At 57.8% G+C, this 12,553-nt stretch carries 14 protein-coding genes and 1 riboswitch; of the genes, 9 read left to right on the top strand and 5 right to left on the bottom strand.

The window, feature by feature from the left end; genetic code table 11:
• The first annotated feature begins 133 nt into the window (after positions 1-133).
• Positions 134-790, top strand: a complete 657-nt coding sequence (locus tag BM316_RS10890; protein ID WP_090209390.1) for an androgen-induced gene 1 family protein — start codon at positions 134-136, stop codon at positions 788-790.
• Here the strand turns inward: BM316_RS10890 and BM316_RS10885 are convergent.
• Positions 756-1,616 carry an SDR family oxidoreductase gene (locus BM316_RS10885; protein ID WP_090208250.1) on the bottom strand — a complete coding sequence of 287 codons (861 nt, stop codon included), beginning with the start codon at positions 1,614-1,616 and terminating at the stop codon, positions 756-758. The two genes, BM316_RS10890 and BM316_RS10885, sit on opposite strands and share 35 nt — an antisense overlap.
• Positions 1,617-1,672: 56 nt before the next feature.
• Between BM316_RS10885 and BM316_RS10880 the strand changes: the two genes are divergently transcribed.
• Positions 1,673-2,299, top strand: coding sequence for a class I SAM-dependent DNA methyltransferase (locus tag BM316_RS10880; protein ID WP_090208247.1), 627 nt, complete (start codon positions 1,673-1,675; stop codon positions 2,297-2,299).
• Here the strand turns inward: BM316_RS10880 and BM316_RS10875 are convergent.
• Positions 2,296-3,045 (bottom strand): class II aldolase and adducin N-terminal domain-containing protein, encoded by a 750-nt coding sequence (locus BM316_RS10875; RefSeq protein WP_090209387.1) that lies wholly within the window; start codon positions 3,043-3,045, stop codon positions 2,296-2,298. The two genes, BM316_RS10880 and BM316_RS10875, sit on opposite strands and share 4 nt — an antisense overlap.
• 70 nt (positions 3,046-3,115) lie before the next feature.
• Here BM316_RS10875 and araD point away from each other — a divergent pair, with 70 nt between their 5' ends.
• The 3 genes from araD to BM316_RS10860 are packed head-to-tail and all read left to right on the top strand — an operon-like array spanning position 3,116 to position 6,104.
• Positions 3,116-4,873 (top strand): L-arabinonate dehydratase, encoded by a 1,758-nt coding sequence (gene araD, locus BM316_RS10870; RefSeq protein WP_090209384.1) that lies wholly within the window; start codon positions 3,116-3,118, stop codon positions 4,871-4,873.
• On the top strand, positions 4,873-5,784 hold the full coding sequence (locus BM316_RS10865) for a Gfo/Idh/MocA family protein (RefSeq protein WP_090208245.1): 912 nt from the start codon (positions 4,873-4,875) through the stop codon (positions 5,782-5,784). Before araD ends, BM316_RS10865 begins: the two co-directional genes overlap by 1 nt.
• Before the next feature lie 56 nt (positions 5,785-5,840).
• Positions 5,841-6,104 (top strand): DUF7218 family protein, encoded by a 264-nt coding sequence (locus tag BM316_RS10860; protein ID WP_090208242.1) that lies wholly within the window; start codon positions 5,841-5,843, stop codon positions 6,102-6,104.
• A 35-nt stretch (positions 6,105-6,139) separates the two neighbouring features.
• On the opposite strand, the gene BM316_RS10855 is transcribed toward BM316_RS10860, so the two are convergent.
• Positions 6,140-6,808 carry a ferredoxin reductase domain-containing protein gene (locus BM316_RS10855; RefSeq protein WP_090209381.1) on the bottom strand — a complete coding sequence of 223 codons (669 nt, stop codon included), beginning with the start codon at positions 6,806-6,808 and terminating at the stop codon, positions 6,140-6,142.
• A gap of 269 nt (positions 6,809-7,077) precedes the next feature.
• Between BM316_RS10855 and BM316_RS10850 the strand changes: the two genes are divergently transcribed.
• Positions 7,078-8,247, top strand: coding sequence for an NAD(P)/FAD-dependent oxidoreductase (locus BM316_RS10850; protein WP_131802571.1), 1,170 nt, complete (start codon positions 7,078-7,080; stop codon positions 8,245-8,247).
• 24 nt (positions 8,248-8,271) lie between these two features.
• Here BM316_RS10850 and BM316_RS10845 read toward each other — a convergent pair whose 3' ends face one another.
• Entirely contained in the window at positions 8,272-9,294 is a 1,023-nt protein-coding gene (locus BM316_RS10845) for a P1 family peptidase (RefSeq protein WP_090208237.1), read from the bottom strand.
• Positions 9,278-10,015, bottom strand: a complete 738-nt coding sequence (locus BM316_RS10840; protein WP_090208234.1) for a glucose 1-dehydrogenase — start codon at positions 10,013-10,015, stop codon at positions 9,278-9,280. Before BM316_RS10840 ends, BM316_RS10845 begins: the two co-directional genes overlap by 17 nt.
• A gap of 95 nt (positions 10,016-10,110) precedes the next feature.
• Positions 10,111-10,258, top strand: a riboswitch (FMN riboswitch).
• Positions 10,259-10,334: 76 nt separating this feature from the next.
• Between BM316_RS10840 and BM316_RS10835 the strand changes: the two genes are divergently transcribed.
• From BM316_RS10835 to panC, 3 genes are all read left to right on the top strand, one after another.
• Complete coding sequence (locus BM316_RS10835; protein WP_090209378.1) at positions 10,335-10,748, top strand: 6,7-dimethyl-8-ribityllumazine synthase; 414 nt, start codon at positions 10,335-10,337, stop codon at positions 10,746-10,748.
• A gap of 131 nt (positions 10,749-10,879) precedes the next feature.
• Positions 10,880-11,704, top strand: coding sequence for a 3-methyl-2-oxobutanoate hydroxymethyltransferase (panB, locus tag BM316_RS10830; protein WP_090208232.1), 825 nt, complete (start codon positions 10,880-10,882; stop codon positions 11,702-11,704).
• Positions 11,701-12,543 carry a pantoate--beta-alanine ligase gene (panC, locus tag BM316_RS10825; protein WP_090208229.1) on the top strand — a complete coding sequence of 281 codons (843 nt, stop codon included), beginning with the start codon at positions 11,701-11,703 and terminating at the stop codon, positions 12,541-12,543. The genes panB and panC overlap by 4 nt, the downstream gene beginning before the upstream one ends.
• Positions 12,544-12,553 lie beyond the last annotated feature (10 nt).

The following is a 12,553-nucleotide window of genomic DNA, read 5'->3' as shown; positions in this document are numbered from 1 at the left end:
GGATGTCTACCGTCTGGAATGCGTGTCATATGGCCTGCAATTTGCTGACCTACAAGCGCGGAGCGGGACGCAAGGTCAGTCTGGACGCAGATGGATTGTGTTTTGCATGGTTTGTGCAGAAAGTGAGCAAATCATGAACCTCAATCCCCGTCTGATCTTTCGCTGGACCGCCTTCCTGTTGGCCGCAGGGTATTGCGTGCGTACCTTGGTTTTCAGCGGGTGGGAGTCATTCGGCGGACCCTTCCGCTTTCTCACGGTCTGGGCGTTGTTCTTTTCATTTTTCGCCTTCAGCCGCATGATGGCGCTTGAAGAGGGACGAAGCGACAAACGCTGGGACGGGTTTGTTTCGATGACGGCCGTCATCAATACGATGGTCGTGATCCTTTACTGGCGTCTTTACTTTGCTGATCCGACATCAGTGACGCGTGATGGCCAGTTGGCGGCCTGGCATCTTGAAATCTACATGCACCTTGTCGGGCCACTGTTACAGGTGATTGATACAATCTTTGTGCACCGCAGCTACCGCAGGCTCATGCCGGCGCTTGGCTGGCTTTTGGGCGTAATCGCGACCTATCTGGCTTTGGCAGAGTTGGTTTTCCAACCGCTGAACACGACACCAGCAGGGTCGGTGACGTCCGGCCTGCCTTACCCGTTCCTCAACAGTCTTGAATTCTCGGACCGCGCCGTCTTTTACGTGACAAATTTTGCCACCGCGCTTGTCTTGTTGTTGTTTTACGCCGCGATCGCATGGGCCGTCAGACGCCAATTTCCTGCGCCAGCAACGCCTTAAGGCCGGATTTGTAGTCGGGATACAGCAGTTCCACGCCCAACTCGTCCTTGATCCGATCGTTTCGCACTTTTTTGCTTTCGGCATAAAAGCTGCGCGCCATCGGTGACATGTCGGCGGTTTCAAAGTCCTCGGCGGGTGGCACCGGGACGCCGAGCAGCTCAGCGGCATAGGCGATCACGTCTTCTGGCGGGGCCGGGTCATCATCACAGACGTTATAAGCAGCACCGGGATTGGGTTGTGCGATAGACGCCGCCAAGACTCGCGCGATGTCAGCGACATGGGTGCGGCTGAACACCTGTCCTTGCTTGATGATCCGCCGCGCAGTCCCGTTGCGCACCTTTGAAAACGGACCACGCCCTGGCCCATAGATGCCAGCCAGCCGGAAAATATGCAGTGGCAGACCGGGGATACTGGCCCATGCGCTTTCTGCGGCTTGTCTGGCGACACCGCGTTTTGTTGCTGGCGTCAGCGGCGTGTTTTCGTCGACCCAATCGCCATCATGGTCACCATAGACGCCTGTGGTCGACAAATAGCCGACCCATTCAAACTGTTCCGCACGTTCTGCGATCTCGTCGCGCAGTTCTGCGAGAACGGGATCACCATTGTCGTCGGGTGCCGCCGAGATAAGAAGATGGGTCGCCGCATTGAGTGCCGGTATCATATCCGCACCGGGCCAGATGCGCGGCTCTACCCCTTCAGTCATCAGCCGGGGGGCTTTGTCTTCGGAACGGGTCGTTCCGATCACCCGCCAATCCTGCGGCAAGAGAAGTCGCGCGAGGGCGCGGGCTGAATAGCCGTGCCCGAAAGAAATCAGTGTCTTGGTCATGCTGCCGGTCGTGCCAAATCGCTTGTGAAAGCGCAAGCCTATGCTAGCGTTTGTCTATGGCTAAGCTGCCCGATGTTGATTCTGCCTATGCGTTGACATCCCCGGATGAGATCAAGGACCTCTACCGGCAGTGGTCGCACAGCTATGATGTCGGATTTGGTGAATCCCAAGGGTACCAACTGCCACGCGAAGTGGCGGCTGCCTTTGTCGGCGCGGGCGGTGAAGGCCCGGTTCTGGATGTGGGTGCGGGTACCGGGCTTGTCGGCGAAGTGCTACGGGTGATGAACACCGAACCAATCGACGGGATCGACCTGTCTCAAGAGATGCTTGATATGGCGGCTATGAAAGGCATCTATCGGCATCTGGTTGTGTGTGATGTGACAGAGCCGCTTGATCTTCGGGATGCTCCCTACAATGGGGTCGTGAGCGCCGGAACCTTTACGCTGGGACATGTGGGACCATCGGCGATCCATAACCTGATTGATGTTGCAGCAACTGGCGCAGTGTTCGTCCTGTCGGTCAATCAGGCGCACTATGCGACAGGCGGGTTTGAGGCGGTGTTCGAGGATCTCGGCGCACAAATCAGTGCCTTACAGTTCCGCGATGTACGCATCTATGATGATCGCGCTGACGAGGTGCATCGCAACGACATTGCCCGCCTCGTGATTTTCACCAAGTCCTAGTGCGCATAATCTGACTTTTCTGCGTCGAGGATGGCTTTGAGCTCGGCCAGATGCCGCACGTCTTGTTCGGGGTAGTCTTCCAGTTCCCGTGCGGTCTTTTCGGCGATCTCATCAGGCAGGACCCGTAATTCCTGACCAGTTTGTAGCGCGCGAATGTAAGTCTCGGCAGCGCGCTCAAAGTAGTACATCCGGTTGAAAGTCTCGGCCACGGTTTCGCCGATGACCAGAACACCGTGGTTGCCCATGATCATCACGCGCTTTTTTGGATCATCAAAGAGGGCGGCGCAGCGCTCACCTTCTTCTTCAAAGGCGAGTCCGCCGTAGCCTTCGTCAATGACATAGCGATTGAAAAAGGTCGCACAATTCTGGTCGATGGGAGGCAGGCGGCTGTCCTTGAGGGACGCCAACACCGTGGCGTGGATTGAATGCACATGCATCGCACAGCGCGCATGCGGAACGTGGCGGTGAATGCCGCCATGCAGGCCCCAAGCGGTCGGGTCGGGGGCGTTTGGACCGGTCAGCGTTTCAGGGTCATTGGCATCCACCTCGATCAGGTCGCTGGCTTTGATCCGCGCAAAATGCATCTGGTTGGGGTTCATCAGGAAGCGTGTGCCATCCTCGTTGATGGCAAAGCTGAAGTGATTGGCAACGCCCTCATGCATGTTCAGGCGCGCTGTCCAGCGGAAGGCCGCAGCCATGTCAATGCGCGCGTCCCAATGGGTGATGTTTTGTGCGTGCTGGTTCATCGTCGCTCCTTGGATTTGCATACCGGGCGGGGTAATGATGGCGCTATCACCACCGCAAAGGAAGATCAAAATGGCATTCAAGCCTGCCAAATGGCCCCGTAAGTTGCGTTCTCAGGAATGGTTCGGGGGGTCGTCGAAGGACGCGATCTATCACCGCTCGTGGATGAAAAATCAGGGCCTGCCCGCGGATTTGCTGGATGGCCGTCCCGTGATCGGCATCTGCAACACATGGTCGGAGCTGACCCCCTGCAATGCGCATTTGCGCGATCTGGCAGAGCGGGTGAAGTTCGGCGTTTACGAGGCAGGCGGCTTTCCGGTGGAGTTTCCTGTCTTTTCGCCTGCTGAGAGCAGCCTGCGCCCTACGGCCATGATGTTCCGTAACCTCTGCGCCATGGACGTGGAAGAGGCGATCCGTGGCAAGTCGATGGATGGTGTTGTCTTGCTGGCGGGCTGTGACAAGACCACGCCTGCGCTTTTGATGGGGGCTGCTTCGGTCGATTTGCCTGCGATTGTGGTCTCTGGTGGGCCGATGCTGAACGGTCATTTCCGTGGTGAGCGCGTGGGGTCAGGCACACATCTGTGGAAGTTCTCTGAAGCCGTGCGCGCAGGCGAGATGACGGCTGAAGAATTCGTCGAGGCCGAGGCGTCAATGTCCCGTTCCCCCGGTTCATGCAACACGATGGGCACGGCTAGCACCATGGCGAGTATGGCCGAGGCGCTTGGCATGGCGCTGTCCGGTAACGCCGCGATCCCTGCTGTGGACAGCCGCCGCCGTGTGATGGCGCATATCACCGGTCGTCGCATCGTGCAGATGGTCAAGGATGATCTGAAGCCATCGGACGTGATGACGAAGGAGGCTTTCGAGAACGCGATCCGCACGAATGCGGCCATTGGTGGTTCGACCAATGCGGTGATCCACTTGCTGGCAATGGCGGGCCGGACGGAGAATGTGAAACTCACGCTTGATGATTGGGATCGTCTGGGGCGCGATGTGCCGACGATCCTAAACCTGATGCCGTCGGGCAAATATCTGATGGAAGAATTCTTTTATGCAGGCGGTCTGCCCGTCGTCATCAAACGTCTGGGCGAGGCGGGGCTGTTGCACAAGGATGCCCTCACCGTCTCTGGCGGGTCGATCTGGGATGAGGTCAAGGACGTCCAGAACTGGAACGAGGATGTGATCCTGCCGATTGAAAAGGCGCTGACCAAGTCGGGCGGTATTGCTGTGCTGCGCGGCAACCTTGCCCCCGGTGGCGCGGTGTTGAAGCCCTCGGCAGCGACGCCTGAACTGATGAAGCACCGTGGCCGTGCCGTCGTGTTCGAGGATATCGACGACTACAAGGCCCGCATCAACGATGACGATCTCGATATTGATGAAACCTGCGTCATGGTCCTGAAAAACTGCGGGCCCCGCGGGTATCCGGGCATGGCTGAGGTGGGTAATATGGGCCTGCCGCCGAAGATCCTGAAGAAGGGCATCACCGATATGGTGCGCATCTCCGATGCGCGCATGTCGGGGACGGCCTTCGGCACTGTGGTTCTGCATACCTCGCCAGAGGCCGCGCGCGGAGGGCCGCTGGCTGTGGTGCGCAATGGCGATATGATCGAACTGGATGTAGAGGCCCGCAAACTGCATCTGGATATCTCGGACGAGGAACTCGCCGCGCGTCTGGCCGAATGGACTGCCGAGAAGTCCGGTGCGAACCCGCGTCCCGAGAGCGGCTATGCGATGCTCTACCATGACCGCGTGATGGGTGCGGATACAGGCGCGGACTTTGATTTCCTTGTGGGTCATCGCGGCAACGCTGTGGGCAAGGAAGCACACTGATGCCACGCAAGATCTGCCTTGTGGGGATCGGCAAGATCGCCGTTGATCAGCATGTACCATCGATCAAAGCCAGTGCCGATTGGGAACTGGCCGCGACCGTCAGCCGCGCCGGGACGGTTGACGGGGTGCAGGCCTATACCGATTTCGACCTGATGCTGGATGAGCGGAGTGATATCGACACCATATCGCTCTGCCTGCCGCCGGTGCCGCGCTACGATTATGCCGCACGCGCGATTGCCGCAGGTCGTCATGTGATGCTTGAAAAGCCGCCGGGGGCAACCTTGTCCGAGGTGGCTGCACTTGAGGCGATGGCCAAGGCCGCTTGCGTCACGATTTATACTACATGGCATAGCCGCATGGCCGAGGGCGTGGCCCCCGCAAAGGCTTGGCTGGAGGACAAAAAGGTCACCTCTGCGCATATCAACTGGAAAGAGGACGTGCGTCGCTGGCATCCGGGTCAGGATTGGGTCTTTGATCCGGGCGGCATGGGCGTGTTCGATCCGGGCATCAACGCACTCTCGATCATGACCGAGATCCTGCCGATACCGGTCCATCTGCGGTCGGCTGACCTGCTTTTTCCTGCCAATCGTGATACACCGATTGCCGCACATCTGACATGGACTGAAGGTGTCACGGGCGATTTCGACTGGCGGCAGGAAGGCCCGCAGAGCTGGGACATTACTGTCGAGACAAACGGCGGCACGCTGAATTTGCATGACGGTGGCGCGCGGTTGGTGATTGACGGGGCCGAAGTGATCGCAGGGCCGGGCGCAGAATACCCGGCACTTTACGCGCGAATGGCGGAGCTTGTCGCTGGTGGGGCCTCAGAGGTGGACGTCCGCCCGATGCTGCATGTGGCCGACGCTATGACACTGGGTAAGCGTGTCGAAGTTGACGCCTTCGACTGGTAGGGTTGAGGGAACGCGATCGCTTCGTCAGTGGTTCTACTTTCCAAAGGAGACACACAATGACGAAAGATCACGGTCCATCCATCAAGGATGACGAAACCTATGAGGCCCTACGCGAAGATGGGGCCTCAAAAGAAAAAGCCGCCCGCATCGCAAACGCCCAAGCAAGCGATGATCAAGATCCATCAAAGAAAGGTGGCAAGGCAAAGTCCTATGAGGACTGGACCAAGGATGACCTTTATGAGCGGGCACAGGAGCTCGACATAGAAGGACGCTCTGACATGGACAAGGACGAGCTGATCGAAGCGCTACGCAATCACTAAAGCAAAAGGACCGCAAGTTGCGGTCCTTTTCTCATTTACCAGCCTTCTTCGGTAATGATGTTTTCTTTCTTCACACCCATGTCTTTCAAGGCGTCGCGCACATCGTTGACCATTTCGCCGGGGCCGCAAATGTAAAACGGCTGCTCTTTATCCGCGACCAGCTCTTCCAACATTGCTTTGTTAACCTGGCCTTGGCGTGCTTCTGGAACGTCGCCTTCGGAGACGACAAAGGTTTCGTCGACGTTCGCCATCGACTGCCATGTTTCCTTCAGAATGATATCTTCAGGCGTTTTGTTGGCAAAGATCAGCTTGGACGTGCCTTCGCCTTTTTGTTGCTGTGTCCGCAGAATTGAGACGAAAGGTGTCACGCCTGCACCGCCGGCAATGAAGACGCCTGTGCCATGGTCGGTGATTGCTCCGAATGGTTCTGACGCGATGACCTGATCGGTCATGGCAAGATCGGGCACTTTTGCGGTGACGCCGTCATGGTCCGGATAGGATTTGATCACGAACTCCAGATGCGGGTCGTTGGGGCGGGAAGTCATGGTAAAAGGGCGACCTTCATCCCTGATCCCGTCTTTCTGGATTGCGAGTTCTGTGGCTTGGCCTGCCTCGAAAGTGAAGTCTTCGGGGCGGTTGAAGGTCAGCTGATAGGTGTCAGGTGTGACCTGCGCGATATCTTGCAGTGTTAGCGTATAGCTCATCATAAATCCTTTCTTTTGCAATTAACGCGGTCTGGTCCGGCTCAGTTCCGCTCGCGAAGATGCGGCAAAGCAGCCTTGACGCGCTTTCGCGTTGGCATAGCCTGAGGTCGCTGCAGCGGGCGGCGATGATGGAAAGCACTGCGAATGCGCCGAAAGAATTTCAGAGGCGATGAACAGCAACTCCTGGACAGCCCTGTTCCAACGGGGTGGGCTGGGGTTGCTGCAGATGTTCCGGCGCATGGGGATCGTGACAAAGCGGGGGCTTTGCCGTGACGACTTATGACGTCATTGTAGTCGGGGCTGGATTAATGGGAAGCGCAGCCGCCCGCCATCTGGCCGTGATGGGGGCGAAAGTGGCGCTTATCGGACCGGCAGAGCCAGCCGACAAAGCAAGCCATCAGGGCGTCTTTGCAAGCCACTATGATGCAGCCCGGATCACCCGGCAGATCGATACGCGGCGGAACTGGTCCAGATTTAGTCAGGCGGCCATCCAGCGCTATTCCGAAATCGAAAACCTCGGAGGCGAGCGGTTCTTTCGTCCAACAGGCGCGATAATTGCGGGGCCGGAACACGGGGCGGGATCGGACTTCATTCGCAATGCGCAGGCAAATGCTGACAAGGATGGCGTTGCATACGAACCGCTCAGGGCCGACGTGCTGGCTGCGCGGTTTCCAGAGTTTGCGTTTCCAAAGGGGATACTGGCGCTTTACGAAGCGGAGAACGCCGGGTGGATTGATCCACGTGCGCATATCACGGCTGAGATTGCGGCCGCCGAGGCTCTTGGCGTTTCCTTGATCCGTGCCGAAGTCAGACAGCTGAAAGACGAAGGCGGAATGGTCACGGCAATCTGTGCGGATGGTGTGCACGTGACAGCTGGCAAGGCGGTTGTCGCCTGCGGCCCTTTTTCAAAGGCAGTGGGGCTATTGCCAGAGCCGCTGCCAATGAAGGTTTATGCCAGAACGATTGCCTTTTTTGAGCTGGACGAAGCTGAGGCTGCGCGTTTGTTCCGAATGCCCTCGGTGGTCTATGTTCCCCCGGGCGGAGGAACTGATCCCTACATTTTACCCCCTGTGCGGTATCCTGATGGAAAGACTTACATCAAGATTGGCGGCGATCCGATTGACCGTGAACTGGTGACGGTGAACGACATGAAGGCTTGGTTTCAATCCAGTGGCGACCCGACTGCGGGGCGCTTCATCGCTGAGACGCTGCTGGGTTTGATGCCTGATCTGGCGTATAAGTCGATAAGCTATGGAAGCTGCGCGACGTCGTTTTCGCCGCACGGCAACCCTTTCATCTATCATCAGACGAATAGGATCATGGCATTGACCGCTGGCAACGGCGCAGGCGCGAAATGTGCAGACGAACTTGGCAGGCTCGGTGCGCTGGTCGCGATGGGTGAGGATATTCCGATCCACTATGACGGCAAATTTGACTGAGGCCGCGCATCGAAGCGTAATGATCTAGCCCCTGTTCATCCGCTGATATGTCTCGATGAGATCGTCGTCGGTCGGTGAGGCGGCGTAAACGCCACGCGCAATGGCCCGGGAAAGACAGATGGCGGCAGCATTTGAAATCTCCGTAAACTGCGCCGCATCTGTCTCTCCATTGTTGGTTGTTGAGACGCCAAAGACCAGATCGCCATCCAATGGTGTATGTGCGGGAATGATTGCCCGCGCCATGCCGTCATGCGCCGTTACGGCGAGCCTGTGACATTGTGTTTTACTCAGTGGCGCATCGGTTGCGATAATGGCGATTGTCGTGTTGGAGATGGCATTTGCCTGCATCATCATCGCTTGTGCTTTGCGGCTGGGTGTTTCGGGGGCCATCGGGTGTGGGTCGATCCCTGCGCTGCCAAACTCAGCACCAATTTCAAATGGTGCCGCCCAGAAGTGCCGATCGCCTTTTGTGGTGACGCTGCCAAGGCTATTGACCACAACCAATGCGCCAACGGTAGTTCCGTCTGCCATTACGACCGAGGCAGATCCCAGGCCTCCCTTTTGCATTGCGGCCATGGCACCTGTTCCCGCACCCGAAGTGCCGATTTTGAACGCAACGCCAGCTTTATCCAGCGCCTGACGACCTAGCCCGCGATAGGGGTTTTCAGTCCAATTCTTGTTGCCACCGTTAATGAGGTCGAAAACAATAGCGCCTGGCACAATCGGCACGCGCATAATTCCAACTGGGAAACCACGCCCCATCTCCCGCAATCCGTCCATGACCCCGGAACAGGCATCAAGGCCAAAGGCCGAGCCGCCAGAAAGTACAATCGCATCGATCTGTGTGACTGTCTTGTCTGGGGCGAGAAGGTCGGTTTCCTTGGTTCCCGGTGCACCGCCCATGACGTGTACACTTGCGGTGAAAGGCGCGTCGCCAACAAGGACCGTTGTCCCTGTCTTGATGACATGATCTTCGGCGTTACCGACGCGCAGACCTGCAATATCGGTGATGAGGTTGAGGGGACCGGGTCTAGATGCAGCGGCCACCGTCAACCTCCATCGCGACGCCTGTGATCATACTGGCTTCATCAGAGCACAAGAAACAGGCCGCGTTCCCCATATCCTCTGGCGTGGAGAAACGCCCTATCGGGATCGTTGACAGAAACTTGGCCCGTACCTCAGGTGTGTCCTCGCCCATAAAGGACTTCAGCAGTGGCGTTTCACCAGCGACCGGATTGATGGCATTGACCCTCACGCCGTCTGGCGCGAGTTCGACGGCCATGGCTTTGGTCGCCGTGATCACCCAGCCTTTTGACGCGTTGTACCAGTTCAGCCGAGGTCGAGGAGACACGCCTGCGGTCGAGGCGACGTTCAGGATCACGCCGTTCTTGCGCGATTTGAAATGCGGAACGAAGGCTCTGGCCGTCAGATAGACGGACTTCATGTTCACATTATGGACACGATCAAAGTCGGCCTCTGAGACATCTTCCATCGCTGTTGGCAGATGCGTGGTTCCGGCGTTGTTCACCAGAATATCGAGCGGACCTTCGCCGAGAACAGTCTTGGCCAGGGCATTGACAGAGCCGCCATCGCCGATGTCACACACATGCGCCGTGCCACCGATCTCTGAGGCAATGTCCTTTGCTGCCTGCAAATTGATGTCGACGACGATGACTGTCGCACCCTCTGCAGCAAATTTCCGGGCAATACCTGCACCAAAGCCGGAGCCACCCCCTGTGACGATTGCGCGCTTGCCCTGCAGTCTCATGCCAGATCCCCCTTTTGATGCGGCAAGCCTAGAGCAGAGGGCGTGCACCGCAACGGGTTTCTTGTTGCGGCTCAGCGCCTGCGCTGGCACAGAGGACGCATTCTCAGGGCGGGGTGAAATTCCCCACCGGCGGTATGTGGGGAACCACGAGCCCGCGAGCGCCTTTTGCATGAAGCGATAGGGTCAGCAGATCAGGTGCGATGCCTGAGCCGACGGTGATAGTCCGGATGAAAGAGAATGCGTCGGATCACGTGGCAAGGGCTGCGGGATGTGGCGTGTGATGCCTTGGGGTGACGTGTCGAACCAAAAGGAGATCACTATGACACTTCCCCAATTTGCATTCATCAAGGCCGGTTGGCATGGCGAGATCGTCGATCGCACACTTGATGGGTTCCTGACTGAAATTCCCAAAGCGCAAGTCAGTGTTTTTGATGTGCCGGGTGCATTCGAGATGCCATTGATGGCACAACGGTTGGCCAAGACAGGCGAGTACGCGGCGATTGCCTGCGCAGCCTTGGTCGTCGATGGCGGGATTTATCGCCATGACTTTGTTGCCAGCGCTGTTGTTGATGGTTTGATGCGTGTTGGCCTCGACACCAACGTTCCGGTGCTTTCCGTCAGCCTGACGCCGCACCATTTTCAGGAAACCGAACATCATAAGGCGATCTACAAAGACCACTTTGTGATCAAGGGGCAAGAGGCCGCGAAGGCTGCTTTGATGCTGGCTGCCTGAGCATTAAAGAGGCGCGCGCCTAGCATCTTTGGCGCGTCCGATTTGCCGCAACGTTGTTTCAGATCAATGCCTTCATGCTGGAAAGGACGCATTTTCGCTGCTATTGCCACAGTAGCCAAAGGGGAACGACCATGAGTGCTACCGCCAAGAAACGGGCGCCGATGCCTGATGATATCCGCGCTGCAAAAGGCGGGACGCCGCTGGTCAGCCTGACGGCCTATACCACACCGATGGCCCAGATGATGGACGCGCATTGCGACTTTGTGCTTGTTGGCGACAGCGTCGGGATGGTGCTGCATGGTCTGCCGTCGACGCTGGGTGTGACGATGGAAATGATGATCATGCACGGTCAGGCTGTTGCGCGCGGGCTATCAACCGCGATGATGGTGATCGACATGCCCTTCGGATCCTATGAGGAAAGCCCCGAGCAAGCCTTCCGCAATGCTGCCCGCCTGATGGCTGAAACGCATGCAGGTGCAGTGAAGCTGGAAGGTGGCGTGGCGATGGCCGAAACAATTGCATTTCTCGTCCGGCGCGGCATTCCCGTCATGGCGCATATTGGTCTGACGCCGCAATCGATCAACACGCTTGGCGGCTACAAGGTGCAGGGGCGTGGTGCGCAGCGTAATGCTCTTGTGGCTGACGCAACGGCTGTAGCTGAGGCAGGCGCGTTCTCGGTCGTGCTGGAAAAAGTCCCCCAAAACCTAGCGGATCAGATCACAGCCGACATACCGATCCCCACGATTGGTATCGGGGCCAGCGCCGGGTGCGACGGACAAATCCTTGTCGTTGATGATATGCTGGGCCTCTTTACCGCGTTTAAAGCCAAGTTTGTCAAACGTTACGCCGAATTGGGACAAGGCGCAGAGGATGCAATCGCCGCCTATGCGGCAGAAGTGCGCGAACGTAGCTTCCCGGGTGACGAACATGTCTTTGCAGACGAGGTTAAGAAATGATTGCTCCGATTGTTCGGACGCTGCCTGAGCTGCGTGCAGAAACAAAAGTCTGGCGCAAGGCTGGCGAAACAATTGGTGTGGTGCCAACGATGGGCGCTTTGCATGAGGGGCATCTGTCACTGGTGCGCGCGGCACGCGCCAAATGCGATCGCGTCATCGTCACGATCTTCGTTAACCCCAAGCAGTTCAATGATCCCAAAGATCTTGAGAATTATCCCCGCACAGAGCAGGAAGATGCCCGCAAGCTGAAATCCATCGGAATTGATCTGATCTATGTCCCCGACCCGGATCAGATTTATCCAGAGGGGTTCGCGACGACCGTTTCGGTCTCTGGCTTGACCGATATGCTCTGTGGGGAAAGCAGGCCGGGGCACTTCGACGGCGTGGCCACTGTTGTTTCAAAGCTCTTTTTGCAGACCAGTGCGGATTTCGCGTTTTTTGGCGAAAAGGACTTTCAACAGCTGCAAATCGTGCGCCGGATGGCCGCCGATCTGGATATCGAGATTGAAGTCATCGGGTGCCCGACCATCCGCGAGGAAGACGGGCTGGCGATGTCATCGCGCAACCTGCTTTTGTCGGACAGATCGCGGATCAAGGCACCCGTGCTGGCCGAGGTGATGAACGATGTGCGCGATGCGCTGCGGGCGGGTGGCAGAATGTCCGAGATCGGACCCGAAGCCGAAGCGCGGATCCTCGCGGCGGGTTTCAACAAGGTCGATTATCTGGAACTGCGCGCCGGCCGTGATCTGGGGCTCTTGGATACCGCCAGCGAGGATGCGCGCCTGTTTGCCGCCGCGTGGCTGGCAGGTGTGCGTCTGATCGACAATATCGGGGTCTGAGGGGCGGCAG

Origin of the sequence: Yoonia litorea (assembly GCF_900114675.1) — a bacterium.
GTDB classification, from domain to species: Bacteria; Pseudomonadota; Alphaproteobacteria; order Rhodobacterales; family Rhodobacteraceae; genus Yoonia; species Yoonia litorea.
Note: the sequence above shows the minus strand (reverse complement) of the source record. Positions and strands in the feature narration are given on the sequence as shown.

Bases quoted from the DNA above. Each gene is read 5' to 3' on its own strand.
- BM316_RS10855 (WP_090209381.1), bottom strand. From the start codon at position 6,808: ATGAGCTATACGCTAACACTGCAAGATATCGCGCAGGTCACACCTGAC.
- BM316_RS10875 (WP_090209387.1), bottom strand. From the start codon at position 3,045: ATGAACCAGCACGCACAAAACATCACCCATTGGGACGCGCGCATTGAC.
- BM316_RS10880 (WP_090208247.1), top strand. From the start codon at position 1,673: ATGGCTAAGCTGCCCGATGTTGATTCTGCCTATGCGTTGACATCCCCG.
- BM316_RS10860 (WP_090208242.1), top strand. From the start codon at position 5,841: ATGACGAAAGATCACGGTCCATCCATCAAGGATGACGAAACCTATGAG.
- BM316_RS10840 (WP_090208234.1), bottom strand. From the start codon at position 10,015: ATGAGACTGCAGGGCAAGCGCGCAATCGTCACAGGGGGTGGCTCCGGC.
- BM316_RS10835 (WP_090209378.1), top strand. From the start codon at position 10,335: ATGACACTTCCCCAATTTGCATTCATCAAGGCCGGTTGGCATGGCGAG.
- BM316_RS10890 (WP_090209390.1), top strand. From the start codon at position 134: ATGAACCTCAATCCCCGTCTGATCTTTCGCTGGACCGCCTTCCTGTTG.
- araD (WP_090209384.1), top strand. From the start codon at position 3,116: ATGGCATTCAAGCCTGCCAAATGGCCCCGTAAGTTGCGTTCTCAGGAA.
- panB (WP_090208232.1), top strand. From the start codon at position 10,880: ATGAGTGCTACCGCCAAGAAACGGGCGCCGATGCCTGATGATATCCGC.
- BM316_RS10865 (WP_090208245.1), top strand. From the start codon at position 4,873: ATGCCACGCAAGATCTGCCTTGTGGGGATCGGCAAGATCGCCGTTGAT.
- panC (WP_090208229.1), top strand. From the start codon at position 11,701: ATGATTGCTCCGATTGTTCGGACGCTGCCTGAGCTGCGTGCAGAAACA.
- BM316_RS10885 (WP_090208250.1), bottom strand. From the start codon at position 1,616: ATGACCAAGACACTGATTTCTTTCGGGCACGGCTATTCAGCCCGCGCC.